Below are 17712 nucleotides of genomic sequence, written 5' to 3' on the forward strand. Positions count from 1 at the left end.
ACCGCGGCCAGCTGACACCCCCGGCCGGCGGACGCCAACGCGCCCGCCGGCCCACCCGAACACATCGCACCAAGACATCAGGACGACCCCATGGCCCATGCACCCCAAACCAAGATCGCCGCCACCTACATGCGCGGCGGCACCAGCAAAGGCGTGTTCTTCAAGCTGGACGACCTGCCCGAATCCGCGCGCGCGCCCGGCGCCGCGCGCGACGCACTGCTGATGCGCGTGATCGGCAGCCCGGACCCCTATGGCAAGCAGATCGACGGCATGGGGGCCGCCACGTCCAGCACCAGCAAGACCGTCATCGTCGGCAAGAGCACCCAGCCTGACCATGACGTGGACTATCTGTTCGGCCAGGTCTCCATCGACCAGCCGTTTGTGGACTGGAGCGGCAACTGCGGCAACCTGTCCGCCGCCGTCGGCCCCTTCGCCATCACCAACGGCCTGGTCGACCCGGCCCGCGTGCCCGCCGACGGCATCGCCGTCGTGCGCATCTGGCAAGCCAACATCAAGAAGACCATCATCGCGCACGTGCCGATGACCGGCGGCGCGGTGCAGGAGACCGGCGACTTCGAGCTGGACGGCGTGACCTTCCCCGCTGCCGAACTGCGGCTGGAATTCATGGACCCCGCCGAAGAAGGCGACGGCGGCTCGATGTTCCCCACCGGCAACCTGGTCGACGACCTGGACGTGCCCGGCGTGGGCACCTTCAAGGCCACGATGATCAATTCGGGCATTCCGACCATCTTCCTGGATGCCGAAGCCCTGGGCTACACCGGAACCGAATTGCAGGACGACATCAATGGCGACGCCGCCGCGCTGGCGCGCTTCGAGACCATTCGCGCGCACGGCGCCCTGCGCATGGGCCTGATCACCAAGGTCGAAGAGGCCGCCAGCCGCCAGCACACGCCCAAGGTCGCCTTCGTGGCGCGCCCCAAGGCCTACGTGTCGTCCAGCGGCAAGCAGATCGGTGCGGGCGACATCGACGTGCTGGTGCGCGCGCTATCCATGGGCAAGCTGCACCACGCGATGATGGGGACCGCTTCCGTCGCCATCGGCACGGCGGCGGCCATCCCCGGCACGCTCGTGAACCTGGCCGCTGGCGGCACCGAACGCGACAGCGTCAACTTCGGCCACCCCTCCGGCACGCTGCGCGTCGGCGCCCAGGCACAACGGGTGGATGGCGAATGGAAAGTCACCAAAGCCATCATGAGCCGCAGCGCGCGCGTGCTGATGGAAGGCCGCATCCACGTGCCAAAAGAAGGGTTTTAAGCCGACTCCCGGCCGGGGTGAACCGCGAGCAAAGGCTCGCAACTTACATTTTCACCCCGCTTTTCTCGGCACGAAGGGTAGACGCTGTCCCCGTCTACCCCTATACTTAACAGATGTTGTAATTCATCACCGGACCCCGCCGATGCTCCGTCATCGAGGGCACCCGTCACATGGCCGCGCACAGCGGCCCGGCGCCAGCGCCGAAACACCACCACCCAGCCGCCTGGCCGAAAGCCAGCGGTTGCGGAACAAAAACCTGCTTACCCAGCAGGACCATTGCTCACCGCATTGAGCCGCACGCGCGTCACCGAACAGCCATGTTCGCGACGCTCCGGTCCTATGCCGCAGCAAGGCACCAATACGGTGTGTCTTGTGTTTGTCCGACCCGGGCCACCATCCCTTGCCCGGCTGGGCAGGCACGCGACCGCGCGCTCGAGACCACAACGAAAGCCCGCGGTCCATTGGTGTTTCGCCTGCGCCATGGGAACGCTTGCCGCCCATCGCAACCCGCGGAAATGGCACTCATGCAGCCCCGGCCGTCAGGCCCGGACAAGGCTGTCGAGGAGTAAGGACCCCCAAGATGCAAGAGACTGTGTTCTTCCAGTTATCGGCGACCACCGCCATCCTGTTGCTGGCCGGCTTCTACGGCGCGACGTTCCTGATGTCGCTATTCATCGGCGAAAAAAACGAGAACGTCGACGGCTACATGGTGTCGAACAACGCGGTCGGCTTCGGCTTGTCGACCGCCAGCATGATCGCCACCTGGATCTGGGCCGCCTCCTTCTACGCCAGCGCCACCTCCGGCTACAAGTACGGACTGTCCGGCCCGCTGCACTACGGATTCTGGGGCGCCCTGATGATTCTCTTCATCTACCCCTTCGGCAAGCGCTTCAGGCAACTGGCACCCAAGGCCCACACGCTGGCCGAAGTCATCCACGCCCGCCACGGCACCTCCAGCCAGATGATCATGGCGGTATCGAACATCGTGGGCAGCTGCATCAGCCTGATGGTGAATTTCACGGCCGCGGGCGCGCTGGTCTCGATCCTGAGCCCGCTTACGTTCATCCAGGGCGTGCTGATCGCCGGGCTGGGCGTGCTGTCCTACACCTTGTGGTCGGGCTTTCGCACATCGGTCATGACCGACTTCGCGCAACTGGCGGCGATGATCATCGCCGCGGTCATCATCATCCCGCTGATCTTCTTCAACGCGGGCGGCCCGGACATGCTGCAAGCCAACATGTGGCGCTTGAACAGCGATCAGGCCGACTTCTATTCCACCAAGGCCATCCTGGAGCAAGGCGCGCCGTACTTCGTGGCGGTGCTGGCGTATGCCATTGGCAACCAGACCATCGCGCAACGCCTGTTCGCGGTACGCGAAGACCTGATCAAACCCACCTTCCTGACAGCCACGGTGGGCTACGGTGCCGTCGTGATCGGGCTGGGCATGCTGGGCCTGCTGGCCTTGTTTGTCGGGTTGGAGCCGGCCAACGGCGACTTGAACAACATCATCCCGCAAATGGCGTCCACCTACTTGCCGCCGTTCGGCATCGCCCTGTTCTTCCTGCTGGTCGTGGGCTCGCTGTCTTCCACCGCCGACTCCGATCTGGCGGCACTGTCCGCCATCGTCATGACCGACGTCTACGCCAAGAACGTGGCGCGCGGACGCCCGAATCCGCAACGCATGTTGTGGTGGGGCCGGGCCACCATGATCATCGCCACGATGATCGGCGTGGTCTTCGCCAGCCTGCGGCTGGACATCCTGGTCATGCTGGTGTTCGTGGGCGCGCTATGGGGCGCCATCGTCTTTCCGGTCATCGCCAGCTTCTATTGGGACCGCGTGAACAACCGCGCCTTTGTCTGCTCGGTGCTGTCCGCCGTGGCGCTGTTCTCGATCGTGCGCTTCGAGTGGCTGCCCATCACGGGCGTGGTCGCCGTCTTCTTTGAAATCTGCGCGGCCATCGGCGGCGGCGTGGTGCTGGGGTTGATGGCGTTCGGCTTCCTGGGCCGCACCGCTGCCATCACGGTGGGCACGATTGGCGTGGCGGTGATGCTACCCGCCTTCATCGGCAGCCTGCGCGACTACATCGTGCTGCTGGCTTCGCTGACCGCCTACGGCGTCAGCGCCACGGTATGCGTGGCGCTGAGCCTGCGCAACCAGGAACGGTTCGATTTCGGCCTGCTGGCTCACCGTGTCACCGCGTTCCACCATGAACCGGATGGGGCAGCGCGCACAGCGCCGTCCGGCCCGCTCACCGCGAACAGCGCCGCGCGCTGATCCATGCCCATCACAACAAGGAGATTGATATGTGGTTGACCGCTTATTTTCTGATCTGGCCGTTGATTTCCGCAGCCATCCTCGCGCTCTTGTGCACGACGCTGTGGCGAGACGTCCGCACGGCCAGGCGTAGCGGCACGTCGATGGTGTAGCGGCCGGACGGGCTGGACGGCACCGCAGCGCCGCGCGCGTCGGTCAGCTTCGGGCCGACAGCAGTTGCGACAGCGTATGCGCTTCGGCCTGCAAGTCCTTGGCTAACGCGTGGGCACGGGCGTCGTCCAGCTGTTCGGCGAGCCCTGCCGCAACCAGCGAATGCGTCATGCGGTTCTGGCTGTTCAGCACCGGCACCGCGATCACGACGACGCCGTTGATGTAGTTGTTCCGATCCATGCTGTAGCCGTCCCGGCGCACCGCCTCCACATCGGCTTTCCAGGCGGCGAATTCAGGCGCCTGATCCCATCGCAGCGCCTTGAATCGGCGTTCCAGCTCCTTGTCGGTCAGATCCGAGAAGGCGGCCACCAGGCGGCCCGTCGCGCTGATCAGCGCCGGGAAGCGGCTGCCCACATCCACGTGCAATCGGAACGGCGCCGTGGAACGCGACAAGGCAAGAACCACCATGTGGTCGGCACCCGCCACTTCCACGCCGATCGCCGTGACGTTGGCCGCGCTGGACAGCTTGTCCAGCACGGGCTGCACCAGCGTCGGGAAGGGGCTGCTTTCGATCACGCTGCGCGCCAGCGTCAGCATGCCCACGCCCAGGCTGTAGCGCTTGGTGCCGGCATCCACCTTCACCAGCCCCTCTTCCACCAAAACCCGAAGAATGTGCAGGCAGGTGCTGGTCACCATCTCCAATTCCTGAGAAATCGCCTTCAAGGTCATCGGCGCGCCGCCACGGCCCAGCAATCGCAGAATGGCGATCGACCGCGTGACGGCCGGCACCGGGCGAACGCGCGGCCCCACGGCCGCGGAAGGTTCCTGGGAACTGGACTGACTCATCTGACTCTCCGTTTTTATTGCGGCAAGCATACCTTGCGCGCCGGCCCTCGCGCCGCCGATGTGGCCTCTATCTGTTGTCCTTTAATTGTCCATATACAATCAATGAGCGTTATTGACAATTTCTAGGGTGGCGCGCAATATCGCTTCAACAGATTGCGGACCCCTCACAGGCACGACGACATGACGACGCTGACACAGGCCACTTCTTACGCGGACGCCCAGGCGCTCTGCACGCCGGACATGCTCTGGGCGCTGTTCGACGGCGACCGCCGGCAGATGAACATCGCCCACGAGTGCATCGACCGCCATGCCGACCGGGACCAGCCGGCCGTCATCCTGCTGCGCGCGGCCGGCGGCAGCGAGTCCTACGGTTTCAAGCAGATTTCCGACGCCTCGTCGCGTTTCGCGCATTACCTGGCCGCCCAGGGCGTCCAGCCCGGCGACCGCGTCGCCGTGATGCTGGAACCGTCGCTGGCCTTCTACGTGGCGATGTTCGGCGCGATGAAGCGCGGTGCGATCGCGGTGCCGCTCTTTACGCTGTTCGGTCCCGATGGCATCCGGCTGCGCGTGCAGGATTGCAAGCCCAGCATGCTGGTGACGAATGCCGAGAAAGCGCCGCTGGCGGGCGGACGCGACGACATGCGCGTCGTCATCGCGGACGGCGATTTCCTTGACACCCTGGCGGCCTTCCCGCCCCGGTACGAATGCACGACGCAGGCCGACGACCTGGCCATCTTCCAGTACACCTCCGGCACCACCCGCGAACTGCCGGACGCGGTCAAGCACACCCACCGCGCGCTGGTCACGCTGATGATGGCCGCGCTGTACGGCACCGGCGTGCGACCGGGCGACCGCTTCATGTGCCCATCGTCCCCGGCCTGGGGCCACGGCCTGTGGCACGGCACGCTTGCGCCGCTGGCCCTGGGCGTCACCATCGGCGCCTACGCAGGAAAATTCAATGCCGAACGCCTGCTGCAGGCCTTGCAGGAACACGGCTTCAACAACATCTCGGCGGCGGCCACCCACTACCGCATGATGCGCAACGCCGGCGTGGCGGACCAATACCGCTATCAGCTGCAAAAGGTGTCTTTTACCGGCGAACCCATCGACAGTGAAACCTCCGCCTTTGTGCAGGCCACTTTCGGGCAACCCGTCTGCAGCATGTACGGCACCACCGAAATCGGGGTTTGCCTGGTGAACTATCCGGGCGCGCCGGATTTCACGGTCAAGCCCGGTTCGCTGGGCAAGCCCGTGCCCGGCCTGCGGGTCGAAGTGCAGGACGCCAACGGCGCGCCTTGTCCGCCCGGCGTGACGGGCGAATTGAAGCTGTGGCGCCGCGACGCCTGGGTTGCCACCAAGGACTTGGGGCGCATCGACGAGGACGGCTATTTCTGGCACGGCGGCCGTGCCGATGACGTCATTATTTCGGCGGGCTGGACGATGAGCGCCGTCGAAATCGAAGACGCCATCCTGAAGCATCGCGACGTGACCGAGGCGGCCGCCATCGGTGTGCCCGACGCCTTGCGCGGCCAGGTCGTCAAGGCCTTCGTGGTGTCGGCCCGCCCCGGCGACGACGCCTTCATCGAAGAGATCCAGAACACCGTGCGCAGCCAATTGGCGCGGCACGAGTATCCGCGTCAGGTGGTGTTCGTGCCCGAACTGCCGAAGACGCCCGCAGGCAAGATCCATCGCCGGAAACTGCGCGAGCAAGAGCTTGCCGGCGCCCCCGCTTCAACCGAAAACGCCGCGCCCGCCGCGCACGTCTGACCCATCCCCCCCAGGAGACATCATGCTGACCAAGACCAAGACCGAAAGAAGCTTCCCGACCATCACCGAGCGCGGCCTGGACGAACTCCGCGCGCGGATCGGCGTCAAGATCGGCGTCACCGCCGAGCCGTGGTGCTACGAGGCCACGCGCGACAACATCCGCCACTACGCCCATGGCATCGGCGACGACAACCCCTTGTGGTGCGACCCGGAATACGCGGCCAAGACGCAGCACGGCGGCATCATCGCGCTGCCCAGCTTCCTGTTTTCAACCAGCCGCATCGTGTCGGGCTACGTGGGCGGGCTGCCCGGCGTGCACGCCATGTGGTCGGGCGCCGACTGGACGTGGCACCAGGCCGTCAAGCGCAACGACGTCATCTCGACCGAAGCGCATTTGAAGAACCTGATCGAACACCAGACCCGATTCGCCGGTCGCGCGGTGCAGCAGATTTATCACGTGGACTTCTTCAACCAGGAAGGCGACAAAGTCGCCGAGGCCGACAGCTGGTGCTTCCGCACGGAACGCGACCACGCCCGCGAACAGGGCAGCAAGTACAAGGAAGTGCGTGCCCGCGAGCCCCGCCGCTACAGCCCCGAGGAAATCAAAGAAGCCTACAAGCTGTACGCGCAGGAAGAAGTGCGCGGCGCCACGCCGCGCTACTGGGAAGACGTGAAGGAAGGCCAAGAACTACCCGTGATGTTCAAGGGCCCCATGACGGTGACGGGCTTCATTGCCTACGCACAAGGTTGGGGCGGCCTGTACATCCGCGCCAACAAGCTGGCGTGGCAACTGATCGACGCGCATCCCGGCGTGGGCATCACCAACCGCTTCGGCATCCCCGATGTGCCGGAACGCGTGCACTGGGAAGAGGAATTCGCGCTGGAAGTGGGCGCGCCGGGCGCGTACGACTATGGCCCGGAGCGAAATTCGTGGCTGACGCATCACCTGACCAATTGGATGGGCGACGCCGGCTTCCTGCGCAAGTCCACGTGCAAGATCCGCCGCCACAACCCCGAGGGCGACATGCTGTTCTTCAAGGGCCGCGTCAAGCGCAAGTACGTCGAAGACGGCCGCCATCTGGTCGAGATCGAACAAGAAGCCCGCAACCAGGACGACGAACTGTCCGTGCTGGGTTCAGGCGTGGTTGAATTGCCCACCCGCGGATAACGCGTCGGACACGACCAAATCGAGGTCAATGATGTCTGGTTCATCGGAGCATGCTGCAAACGCCCCGGATGCTCCCCACGCCCGCGCCGGCGGCGCGCTGGCGGGCGTCCGGGTGATCGATCTGTCCAGGGTGCTGGCGGGGCCGCTATGTACCCAGATGCTGGCCGACCAGGGCGCGGACGTGATCAAGGTCGAACCGCCCGGCGGCGACGAGACCCGCACGCTGGGCCCGCCCGTGAACGCGGATGGCGACGCCGCCTACTTCACCGCCGTCAACCGGGGCAAGCGCGCGATCGGACTCGACCTGTCCCTGGCCGGGGGCCGCGACGTGCTGTTGCGGCTGCTGGAAGATGCCGACATTCTGGTCGAGAACTTCATTCCGGGCACGATGGCCAGGTGGGGGCTGGACTACGAGACGGACCTCAAGCCGCGCTTTCCTCAATTGATCTACTGCGCGATCTCGGGATTCGGCGCCGACGGCCCGCTGGGCGGCCTGCCCGGCTACGACGCCATCCTGCAAGCCATGTGCGGGCTGATGAGCGTGAACGGCGCCCCGGCCAGCGGCCCGACCCGCATCGGCGTCCCCATCGTCGACCACCTGACGGGCTACACCGCGCAAGCGGGCATCCTGTTGGCGCTGTATCACCGAGCGCGCACCGGCCGGGGCCAGCGCGTGGACGCCACGCTATTCGACACCGCGCTCAGCCTGTTGGTGCCACACGCGGCCAACTGGATGCACACGCAGCGCGCGCCGGGGCTGTTGGGCAGCGCGCACCCCAACATCGCGCCATACGACCGCTTCGCCTGCCGCGATGGCGAGATCTTCCTGGGCATCGTGAACGACCGCCAATTCCGCAAGTTCTGCGAATACATCGAGCTTGCGCCGTTGCTGGAGGACGCACGCTTCGCGACCAACCGCCAACGGCTTGAACACCGCGACGCCTTGCGCGCCGCGCTTGACACGGCGCTTGCCCGCCACACGCGCGATGCCGTCTGCCGAGACCTGATGCGGCTGGGCGTGCCCGCGGGACCGGTCCACAGCGTGCCCGAGGCCTTCGAGCAGGCGCATTCGACGCATCGCGGCATGCGCATCGACCGCGACGGCTATCACGGCATCGGCGCCGCCACGCGGCTGTCCGACGCGCCCGTGCGCGTGCGCCGGCTGCCCCCTGCCTATTCGCAGCACACCGACGAGGTCCTCCGGGAGGCCGGCCTCGACGACACCCAGATCGCGGCGCTGCGGGACCAAGGCGTCTTGCCGCGAGGGCCTTCTTCGACGCCGTAGCACCCCCCACCGCTACCCAATAAGAAAATCCAGGAGACCACCATGAAGACCATACGCCTGATGGCCGCGCTAGCGGCATCCCTGCTATTCACGCAACCCACCGCGGCCGCCGACGCCTATCCCTCCAAACCCATCAAATTGATCGTCCCCTATCAGGCCGGCCAAGGCACCGATGTCGCCGGCCGCTATCTGGCCGAGTATCTGGCCCGGGCCCTGGGGCAACCTCTCATCGTGGAAAACCGCCCCGGCGCGGGCGGCAACATCGGCGCCTCGGAAGCGGCGCGCGCGGCGCCCGACGGCTACACGTTGTTGATGGGAACCAACGGCACGCACGTGCTGAACGAATACATGTATTCGTCCACGGCCTTCGACCCTGACCGCGACTTCGAACCCGTGATGCTGGTCAGTTCCTTTCCAATGGTGCTGCTGACGCCGCCGGGATCCCCGTACGCCAATCTGGCCGACCTGCGGGACGCCAAGAAAGCCAAGGCCGACAGCATCAACGTCGGCATGCCCAGCACCACCGCGCGGCTTGTCTTCGAACTGCTCAAGCAGCAAGGCGTCAACAGCATGCGCGGCATTCCGTACAAGGGGTCGGCCACCGCCACCACCGACCTCATGGGCGGACAGGTGCAGATCGGCATCGACACCGTCAGCGCCGCGCGGTCGTTCATCACCAGCGGCAAGCTGCGGGCGCTGGCCGTGACATCGTTGAAGGAATCCGCGTTGTTGCCCGGCGTGAAATCGATCGCCGAGCAGGGCCTGCCCGGCTTTCAGGTCATCGCGTGGAATGGCCTGTACGCCCCCAAGGGCACCCCGCCCGCCATCGTGCAGCGCTTGAACGCCGAACTGGCGGGCATCCTGGCGCGCCCCGAGGTGCGGCAGCGGCTGTTGGAACTGGGCCATGAGCCCGGCGGCGGCACGCCTGCGGAGCTGACCGCGTTTTCGCGCAGCGAACGGCTGAAGTGGCAGCCGCTGATCGTCCAGGCGGGCTTGAAGGCAGAGTAACGGGCCGCGCCGCGGGCGGATTTGCGCCGGTCAGGCCGTCGCAGGCCCGCTTCGATTCCGCCCCACCGCTGCAATGGCCAACGCCAGCAACAGCAACGCCGCCGCCAGGCCATACGTCCAGCTCATGCCCGTCGCCAGCGCGGCGGGCGGCGCAACCCGCAAGTCGCCCGCCCCCGACGCCCAGGCGAACACCGCGCCCATCAGCGACGCCCCGGTGATGAATCCCAGATTGCGCGACAAGTTCAGCAGGCCCGAGAGCGCGCCGCGTTGCGCGGCGCCGGCCTCCGTCATGACCGCGCTGCTGTTCGCGGCCTGGAACAGGGCGTAGCCAGCGGTGATCACCACCAACGGCGCCACGTAACCCACCGCGCCGAACGCCACCGGTGCCAGCGACAGACCGATTGCCCCCACGGCCATGGCAATCAACGCCGCCCCCATCACGCGCTGGGCGCCGTAGCGGTCGACAGCCCGGCCCGCCGGCACGCCCGCCAGCGCGGCCACGATCGGGCCGCAAGACATCGCAAGCCCCACCTGCGCCGCGTTCAACCCCAAGCCGCCTGCAAGGTAGAACGGCCCGACGACCAGCGTCGTCATCATGACCGTGGAAACCAGCCCGTTCGCCGTCACGCCCGCGCTCAGCACGGGGCGGCGAAACAGCGCCAGCCCGATCAGCGGCGATGCCGAGCGGGCCTGCGACTGCACGAAGGCCGCGGCCGCCACCACGGCAACCGCCAATAGCGCCCCGCTTATCCAGTCAAAACCGCTTCCGGCCCGGGTCATCGCCAGCGCATACGCGGCGATGCTTGCGGCCAGCAGCAACGACCCCAGTGAATCGAAGCGCGCGCGGGGCGTTGCCGTCGCCCGCTGATCCGGCGGAAGGTGAAACCACGCCAGCCCGAACGCCAGCGCGCCCAACGGCAGATTGATGAGAAAGATCGACGGCCAGCCCACCCCGGCCACCAGCATGCCGCCCAGCGCGGGCCCCAGCGCCGTGCCAATGGCCGACATCGTTCCCAGCAGCCCCATCACGCTGCCCGTCTTTTCTTTGGGCGCGGCCTCGCTGGCGAACGCCAGCGTCAACGCCATCATGATTGCCGCGCCCAGCCCTTGCACGGCACGCGCGGCAACCAATGCTCCCAGCCACGGCGCGGCGCCGCACAGCGCCGACCCCGCCGTGAACAAACCGATTCCGGCCAGCATCAACCGACGACGGCCGACCAGATCCCCCAGGCGGCCCACGCTGACAATCAGCGTGGTGATGGCCAGCAGATACGCCAGCACGATCCATTGCACCGCCTGGAACGGCGCATCGAAGGCCTGGGCCAACGCCGGAAGCGCAACGTTGGCGATGCTGGTGCCCAGGGCGGGCAGCAGCATCGACACCGACAAGCAGGCCAACAGCGGCACAGAGGGGCGGACGGGGGAATTCGGCGGAACGGCGGTACGCATGGGCTGGCCTGCAAGAATTTCGGACGCCGACGCGACGCCCTGCACACATGCTAGGCGTTGCCCGGACCTGGCGGAAGACGCAGCATTTGCACTAAATACCTGCACCAGACGCGCTATCAAAACCTGCCACGGCACGCCAACCGTGCTACGTTTGCAGGATGGCCACCCCCGACCTCAATCTCTTGATCACCCTGGACGTTCTGCTGGCCGAAGGCAGCGTCGCGCGCGCCGCCCGACGCCTGCAATTAAGCCCGTCCGCCATGAGCCGGGCGCTGGCGCGGCTGCGCGAAACCACCGGCGACCCGCTGCTGGTGCGCGCCGGCCGCGGCCTGGTGCCCACGCCCCGGGCGCTGGAATTGCGTGACCGTGTCCGCGTGCTGGTGCAAGACGTGGAATCCGTACTGCGCCCGGCCACGCAGCTTGATCTGATGCAATTGGCGCGCACTTTCACGCTGCGCACCAGCGACGGCTTCGCCGAGAATTTCGGGCCGGCCCTGCTGGCCCGCGCCCGCGCCGAGGCGCCCGGCGTGCGGCTGCGTTTCGTGCAGAAGACCGACAAGGACAGCGCGCCGCTGCGCGAAGGCGCCGTGGACCTGGAAACAGGCATCGTCAGCGACAACGCCAGCCCCGAACTGCGCACGCGCGCGCTGTTCCAGGACCGCTTCGTGGGTGTCATGCGTGCCGGGCATCCGCTCAGCCAGGGCAAGGTCACGCTTGCCCGTTATGCGTCCGCGCAACACGTCCTCGTCTCCCGCCGAAACCTGCAAAAAGGGCCGGTGGACGACGCGCTGGCCTCGCACGGGCGCGAACGCGCAATCGCCACCATCGCCGGCGGATTCTCGACGGCGCTCGCGCTGGCGCGCGGGTCCGACCTGATCGCCACCGTGCCCGAACGGCACACCGGCAGCCTGCGGGCAGGGATGCACACCTTCGCCCTGCCCTTCGCGATGCCGGCGTTCACGGTGTCAATGCTGTGGCATCCGCGCATGGACGGCGACGCCGCCCATCGGTGGCTGCGCGGATGCGTGCTGGACGCCGTCGGCTGACAGCGTCGCCCCGCGCTTACTTCCCTTTCGGCGCGCTGGCCGCCAGCGTGTCGAACTGCTTGTCCAGGTCCGCCAGCGACTTGTCGATGTGATCGCGGCGTTCCTTGATCCACTTGCCCTGCGACGCCAATTGCTCGCGCGCGGCCTTCAGCATGCGATCCATTTCGGCGGGCTGGGGACCGCCGCTGGTGGCCCGGTTCTTCACGATGGCCACCGGGTCCAGCGTCGAGCGGAATTCGGCTTCGCTCATCGGCAACTCGTTGCCGTACTTCGAGTCCTTCATGGAATCGGCATAGATGCGGCGAGCCTGCTCATACGGAAAGTCCAGCGGCTTGATATTGTTGGCCTTCGCGTAGGTCACCACCTCTGAGGCAAAGTGGTGCCCGTCGCGGAACGGCAGCTTGTACTTGCGCATCAGCACGTCGGCCAATTCCTGCGATGCGGTCCAGTCGCTGTTCAGCTCTTCAAGCGCGCGCTCCGGGCTGATGACCATGGCCTTGAGCACACGGTCCCAACGCTTCAGCGCCGAGATGCCGCTGTCCACCATCGCCGAGTTCTGCTTCACGTCCTTGGGGTCGCTCATGCCCGGCGTGATGTTGTGCGTCTGGATCACCGGCCCCATCGCCAGCGTCACGGCGGTCGACGCGTCGCTGCGCGTGTCGTTCAACAGGCCGGGGTTGCGCTTTTGCGGCATGGCGCTGGACACGTAGGTATTGCCGCCCCCCTCTTCCAGCAGGATCCAGGGGCGCGACTGCGCGTACTGCGTCATGACGTCTTCGACGAAGTTGCCGGTGCGCAGCGCAATGCTGGTGACGATAGACGCCACTTCCACCGGCTGATCCATCGACGAGATCTGCGAGGCGTCGTAGGCGTTGTCGACCAGCGCCTCGAAGCCCAGGTATTGCGCCATGCGCTTGCGGTCCAGCGGCCAGCTGGTGCCGTTCAGCACCGTCGTGCCCATGGGCGAGCGGTCGATGCGGGCGTAGGCTTCGCGAATGCGCTGGGCGTCGCGCGCCAGGCCCGCGGCCTGGCCCAGCAGATAGTGCCCATAGCTGTTGGGCTGCGCGGCCACGCCATTGGTGTAGTTCGGCACGATCGTGCCGGCGTGCTTGGCGGCCAGTTCGACCAGCGTGGTGGACGTCTTGTTCAACTGGTCGGCCAGCTCCAGCAGCTTGTCGCGCAGGATGGCGCTGCGGTAGGTCGCGTGCATGTCCTGGCTGGAGCGGCCCGCGTGCAGCAACGTCACGTCTTCGCCCGCCGCCTTGATCAGCAACGGTTCGAAGGTGATGACGCTGGCGGGACGCTTGGCGCCCGGCTGGTTGCCGTCGCTGATCACCTTGGCGACCCCGGCCGCCAGGCGCGGCGCGATGGACTTGTCCAGCAGGCCTTCATCGGTGTTGATGACGGCGGTGGCTTTGTTGATTTCCCCCAACCAGAAGAAAGGGTCCCGGGGAACGGCAGTGGCGGTGGCAGCCGCAGCCGGCGCGGCAGCGGGCGCTTGCTGGGCGAACGCGGCGTGCGTGCCCAGCGACATGACCAGGGCGGTGCCCAGGGTGGGAAGGAACTGTCTCATGGCGTTCTCGTTATGTAGGGGCGGTGCGGTAGTTTATGGAAAAGCCCCCGGCCCGAAAACCCGGTTTTTCACGAGTAGCCGGCGAAGACGTAACGATGGGCGCTGACTCAGCAGCGCCCAACGGGAAGCCCGATACTCGCGTAGCCCGCCAAAGCGGTCTGCTGACACGTGCCAAAGTGGCATGAATTAGCAGTCCACATCACTCCTACACTTCATGCCTTGTGCTGGCCGCCCCCTGCGGCCCCGTACGCAATGTGGAGTGCTTCATGACGACACCGCCGGTTCGCCTTCGACCCGCCGACTTCTTTTCGCCGACTATCGCCGCCCTGATTTCGGTGCTGGTGAACTACGGCGGAACCTTCGTGCTCGTGTTCCAGGCCGCCGAGCTGGCCCGGTTGACGCCCGCCCAGACGGCATCATGGGTCTGGGCCGTTTCGATCGGGGTTGGCGTCACTGGCGCCCTGCTCAGCTTCCGGTACAAGGCGCCGATCATCACGGCGTGGTCCACGCCCGGCGTGGCCTTCCTGGCCACGGTGATGCCGTTCACGCCTTATGGCGAAGTCATTGGCGCCTACGTGGTGTCCGCCTTGGGCTTTATCGTGCTGGGCCTGTCCGGCGCGTTTGAAAAGCTGGTGCGCAGGATTCCCGGCGGCATCGCAGCCGGGCTGCTGGCCGGCATCCTGCTGCAATTCGGCGTCAATGCCTTCGGCGGCGCCAGCGTCGATCCGGCGCTGGTGATCGTGCTGATGATCTCGTATGCACTGCTCAAGCGCTATACGTCGCGTTTCGCCGTCGTCGGCATTTTGCTCATCGGCGTCGCCATGTTGATCGCGCAGGACCGCATCGACTTCGCGGCCGTCCATCTGAGCCTTGCCGCGCCCGTTTTTGAAATGCCCCGGTTTTCGCTGCAGGCCCTGCTGGGCGTGGCGCTGCCGTTGTTCGTCATCACGCTGACGGGCCAATACATGCCGGGCATGCTGGTGCTGCGCAACGACGGTTACCGAACCAGCGCCAACCCGATCCTGACCATTACCGGCCTGGGTTCCCTGATCATGGCCCCGTTCGGCGCGCACGCCTTCAACGTGGCGGCCATCACCGCCGCGATCTGCACCGGCCCTGATGCGCACGAAGACCCGCGCAAGCGCTACCTGGCGGGGCTGGCCTGCGGCGTGTTCTACATCCTGGTGGGTACCTTCGGCGTCACCCTGGCGACCTTGTTCATGGTGTTGCCCAAGGCCTTCATCACGACGTTGGCGGGGCTGGCGCTGCTAGGCGCCATCGGCGGCAGCCTGGCCAACGCCATGGCCGACGCCCGCACCCGCGAGACCGCATTGATCACCTTCCTGGCCACGGCCGCCAACGTCACGCTGCTGGGGGTGGGCGGTGCGTTCTGGGGGCTGGTCGCCGGGCTGACCGCCCATCTGCTGATCCACGGCGGCAGCCGCGCGCTGATCGGCAGCCCCGCCAAACCCTAGCGCATGGCCCGCTACCGCTTTCTTAGCGCGACCGACAGCCGCCGCATGGCGGTGTCGATCTCGTGCTCGGTCAGCGAGGAATACCCCAGTATCCAGCCCTGCCGCTTGTCGGCGCCGGCATATAGCCGGCTCAGCCCCGGCAGCAGCAGGCCGGCGCCCGCCGCCTGCCTGATCGTCTTTTCCTCGGACCAGCCGCGCAGCAGCATGCAGGGAATCTGAAGCCCGCCCTGTGGCCGCGCTGCGGTGGCAATGCCGGCCATGTGCGTGTCCAAGGCTTGCAGCATGGCGTCGCGGCGCGCGGCGTACAGTTTGCGCATGGCGCGGATATGGGTGTTGTAGTGCCCGTCTTCCATGAAACGCGCCAGCGTCAGTTGCAGGATCTGCGGCGTATGTCCGTCCAGGATGCTGCGCGCATAGGCGAAGGCGCTGACCAGTTCACGGGGTAGCGCCATGTATCCCATGCGCAAGCCGGGATAGAGCGTCTTGCTGAAGGTGCCGATGTAAAGCGTGCGCTGGTACTTGTCCAGGCCCTGCACGCAGGCGGTCGGCAAACCGTCGTAATGGAATTCGCTGTCGTAATCGTCTTCGATGATCCACTTGCCGTTCTCGGCCGCCCAGCGGGTCAATTCCAGCCGCCGCGCCAGCGACAGGGTCGCCCCCGTGGGGTATTGATGCGAGGGCGTCACGTACACACAGTTGGCGCCGCTGCGGTCCGCGCGCAACAGGTCGGTGCGCACGCCCTGGGCGTCGACATCAATGGGCACGATCCTGGCCTCGGCGGATTCGAACGCCTTCTTGGCGCCAAAGTAACCGGGGTTCTCCAGCAAGATCGGCTTGCCAGCGTCCACCAGCAACTGCGCGCACAGGAACAGGGCCTGCCGCGTGCTGCTCAACACCAGGATCTGATCGGGCGACACCTTGGCGCCCCGCTCCAGGTTCAGATACGACGCAATCGCCTTGCGCAATGGCGCGGCGCCTTGGGGATCGCCATGCAGCAACACCTGGTCGCGATGGTCCTTCAGCGCCTGCCGCTGCAAGCGCTCCCAGACGTCCGTCGGAAACGTGCGGGTCTCGGGCAGCCCCGTGGCAAAAGCCTGGACCGCACGCTGGTCGCTAACGCCGCCGCTGTCCAGAATCATCTTGCCCCGGCGGCTCAGGCCCGCCCCCGGCTCGGCCAGGCCGCGCCTGTCGTCGGCAAGCCGGATGCGCCGCGCCGCGGCCCCGCGCAATTCCGCGCCCACCGTGTCGGAGACGTAGCTGCCTGACCCTTCGCGCCGGACGATGTAGCCGTCGCGATGCAGCTGCACGTAGGCGTTCTCGACCGTGTCGCGCGCCACGCCCAGCGATGCCGCCAATGCGCGCGTTGCCGGCAATTTCACGCCCGGGTCCAGCGCGCCGTCCAGAATCAAGGCGCGTAGCGCCCGCTGGATGCGTTGGTGCAGGTCCAAACGTTGAAGATCCGCATCGTTCATGCGGATCTTCAACGTTTCAAGTTCGAATGCGCGGGCCATGCGGTCTGGTCGCCAGAAGAATCGTTGCCATGAAAGCAGACCATTCTATCCGGCGGCCGGACGCCCGGACGCGCCTCTTACCCCAGGTGCTCCACATTGCCGCACACCGAAATGCTCTGGCCGCTGACCATCGCGCCGTCGTCCGAACACAGGAACGCCACCTGGTTCGCCACGTCCTCGGGCTGAGTCATGCGGCGCAGCGAGACTTTCTCCACCAGCTGCATGCGCATCTCGTCATTGCTGACGCCGCCGGCCGCCGCGCGCGCGGCGATCACGCGTTCCACGCGGTCGCCCGCCACCACGCCCGGCAAGACGGAATTCACCCGGATGCCGTCGGGCCCCAGTTCCATTGCCCAAGTCTGCGTCAGGCCGGCCAGGCCGAATTTGCTGGCGCTGTAGGGCGTGCGCAATGAAAAGCCCAGGCGCCCCGCCACCGACGAGATATTGACGATGGATCCACCGCCCGCCGCCCGCAACAGCGGCACGGCGCTGCGGGCGCAGAGAAACGTGCCGGTCAGGTTCACGTCCAGCGTGGTCCGCCAGGCGTCCAGCCCGGTGTCTTCCAGCCGGCTCGTGGGGCCGGATACGCCCGCATTGTTGATCAGCGCATCCAGCTTTCCCCAACGCCCGGCCACGTCTTCAAACATGGCCAGCACCTGGGCCTCGTCGGAGACGTCGGTCACGCTGGCGCTCAAGCCCGGATGCGCCGCGCGGGCGGCCTGGCAGGCCTCGGCGTCCACATCGCAGATATGCACGCCGGCGCCGGCCTGCAGGAATTTGCGGGCAATGGCCAGCCCGATGCCATGGGCCCCGGCGGTAATCAGGACGCGCTTGCCGTTCAAGGATTCAATCATGTCGCTTTGTCGATAAAAGGTCGGAAGCCG

General features: G+C 66.6%; 14 protein-coding genes. 9 read left to right on the plus strand and 5 right to left on the minus strand.

The genetic code is table 11. The features are described 5' to 3' along the window. The first annotated feature begins 90 nt into the window (after positions 1–90). The 3 genes from prpF to CQ050_RS31085 all read left to right on the plus strand — a co-directional run bounded on the left by prpF (position 91) and on the right by CQ050_RS31085 (position 3702). The gene (gene prpF / locus CQ050_RS12105; protein WP_105557066.1) at positions 91–1275 is read left to right on the plus strand and encodes a 2-methylaconitate cis-trans isomerase PrpF; all 1185 of its coding nucleotides are present in this window, start codon (positions 91–93) and stop codon (positions 1273–1275) included. Positions 1276–1855: 580 nt separating this feature from the next. After that, complete coding sequence (locus tag CQ050_RS12110; protein ID WP_105557067.1) at positions 1856–3550, plus strand: sodium:solute symporter family protein; 1695 nt, start codon at positions 1856–1858, stop codon at positions 3548–3550. A gap of 29 nt (positions 3551–3579) precedes the next feature. Then, complete coding sequence (locus CQ050_RS31085) at positions 3580–3702, plus strand: putative transporter small subunit (RefSeq protein ID WP_233213982.1); 123 nt, start codon at positions 3580–3582, stop codon at positions 3700–3702. 43 nt (positions 3703–3745) lie between these two features. Here the strand turns inward: CQ050_RS31085 and CQ050_RS12115 are convergent, their stop codons facing one another. After that, the gene (locus CQ050_RS12115; RefSeq protein WP_105557068.1) at positions 3746–4546 is read right to left on the minus strand and encodes an IclR family transcriptional regulator; all 801 of its coding nucleotides are present in this window, start codon (positions 4544–4546) and stop codon (positions 3746–3748) included. Positions 4547–4726: 180 nt separating this feature from the next. On the opposite strand from CQ050_RS12115, the gene CQ050_RS12120 reads away from it, so the two are divergent. Genes CQ050_RS12120 through CQ050_RS12135 form a run of 4 tightly spaced genes read left to right on the plus strand, consistent with a single transcriptional unit; the run spans position 4727 to position 9774 of the window. Beyond that, positions 4727–6313 (plus strand): acyl-CoA synthetase, encoded by a 1587-nt coding sequence (locus CQ050_RS12120; RefSeq protein WP_105557069.1) that lies wholly within the window; start codon positions 4727–4729, stop codon positions 6311–6313. 22 nt (positions 6314–6335) lie between these two features. Next, positions 6336–7481: a MaoC family dehydratase N-terminal domain-containing protein gene (locus CQ050_RS12125; protein WP_105557070.1), complete on the plus strand. Its 1146-nt coding sequence runs from the start codon at positions 6336–6338 to the stop codon at positions 7479–7481. A 28-nt stretch (positions 7482–7509) separates the two neighbouring features. Continuing rightward, positions 7510–8766 carry a CaiB/BaiF CoA-transferase family protein gene (locus CQ050_RS12130; RefSeq protein WP_233213984.1) on the plus strand — a complete coding sequence of 419 codons (1257 nt, stop codon included), beginning with the start codon at positions 7510–7512 and terminating at the stop codon, positions 8764–8766. Between the two features lie 42 nt (positions 8767–8808). Then, a complete protein-coding gene (locus CQ050_RS12135; protein ID WP_105557071.1) occupies positions 8809–9774 on the plus strand; it encodes a tripartite tricarboxylate transporter substrate binding protein in 966 nt (321 codons plus the stop codon). 30 nt (positions 9775–9804) lie between these two features. Here CQ050_RS12135 and CQ050_RS12140 read toward each other — a convergent pair whose 3' ends face one another. Next, a complete protein-coding gene (locus CQ050_RS12140; protein ID WP_233213986.1) occupies positions 9805–11223 on the minus strand; it encodes an MFS transporter in 1419 nt (472 codons plus the stop codon). Positions 11224–11381: 158 nt separating this feature from the next. On the opposite strand from CQ050_RS12140, the gene CQ050_RS12145 reads away from it, so the two are divergent. Beyond that, positions 11382–12269 (plus strand): LysR family transcriptional regulator, encoded by an 888-nt coding sequence (locus CQ050_RS12145; protein ID WP_105557072.1) that lies wholly within the window; start codon positions 11382–11384, stop codon positions 12267–12269. Positions 12270–12285: 16 nt separating this feature from the next. On the opposite strand, the gene CQ050_RS12150 is transcribed toward CQ050_RS12145, so the two are convergent. Beyond that, positions 12286–13842, minus strand: coding sequence for an argininosuccinate lyase (locus CQ050_RS12150; protein ID WP_105557073.1), 1557 nt, complete (start codon positions 13840–13842; stop codon positions 12286–12288). Between the two features lie 266 nt (positions 13843–14108). Between CQ050_RS12150 and CQ050_RS12155 the strand changes: the two genes are divergently transcribed. Continuing rightward, positions 14109–15317 carry a benzoate/H(+) symporter BenE family transporter gene (locus CQ050_RS12155; protein WP_105557074.1) on the plus strand — a complete coding sequence of 403 codons (1209 nt, stop codon included), beginning with the start codon at positions 14109–14111 and terminating at the stop codon, positions 15315–15317. A gap of 11 nt (positions 15318–15328) precedes the next feature. Here the strand turns inward: CQ050_RS12155 and CQ050_RS12160 are convergent, their stop codons facing one another. Both CQ050_RS12160 and CQ050_RS12165 read right to left on the minus strand, forming a co-directional pair. Beyond that, the gene (locus CQ050_RS12160; protein WP_105557075.1) at positions 15329–16828 is read right to left on the minus strand and encodes a PLP-dependent aminotransferase family protein; all 1500 of its coding nucleotides are present in this window, start codon (positions 16826–16828) and stop codon (positions 15329–15331) included. A 77-nt stretch (positions 16829–16905) separates the two neighbouring features. Next, positions 16906–17682 (minus strand): SDR family oxidoreductase, encoded by a 777-nt coding sequence (locus CQ050_RS12165; protein ID WP_105557076.1) that lies wholly within the window; start codon positions 17680–17682, stop codon positions 16906–16908. Between the last annotated feature and the right edge of the window lie 30 nt (positions 17683–17712).

It is taken from the genome of Achromobacter sp. MYb9 (assembly GCF_002975275.1).
Lineage (GTDB): Bacteria > Pseudomonadota > Gammaproteobacteria > Burkholderiales > Burkholderiaceae_B > Achromobacter.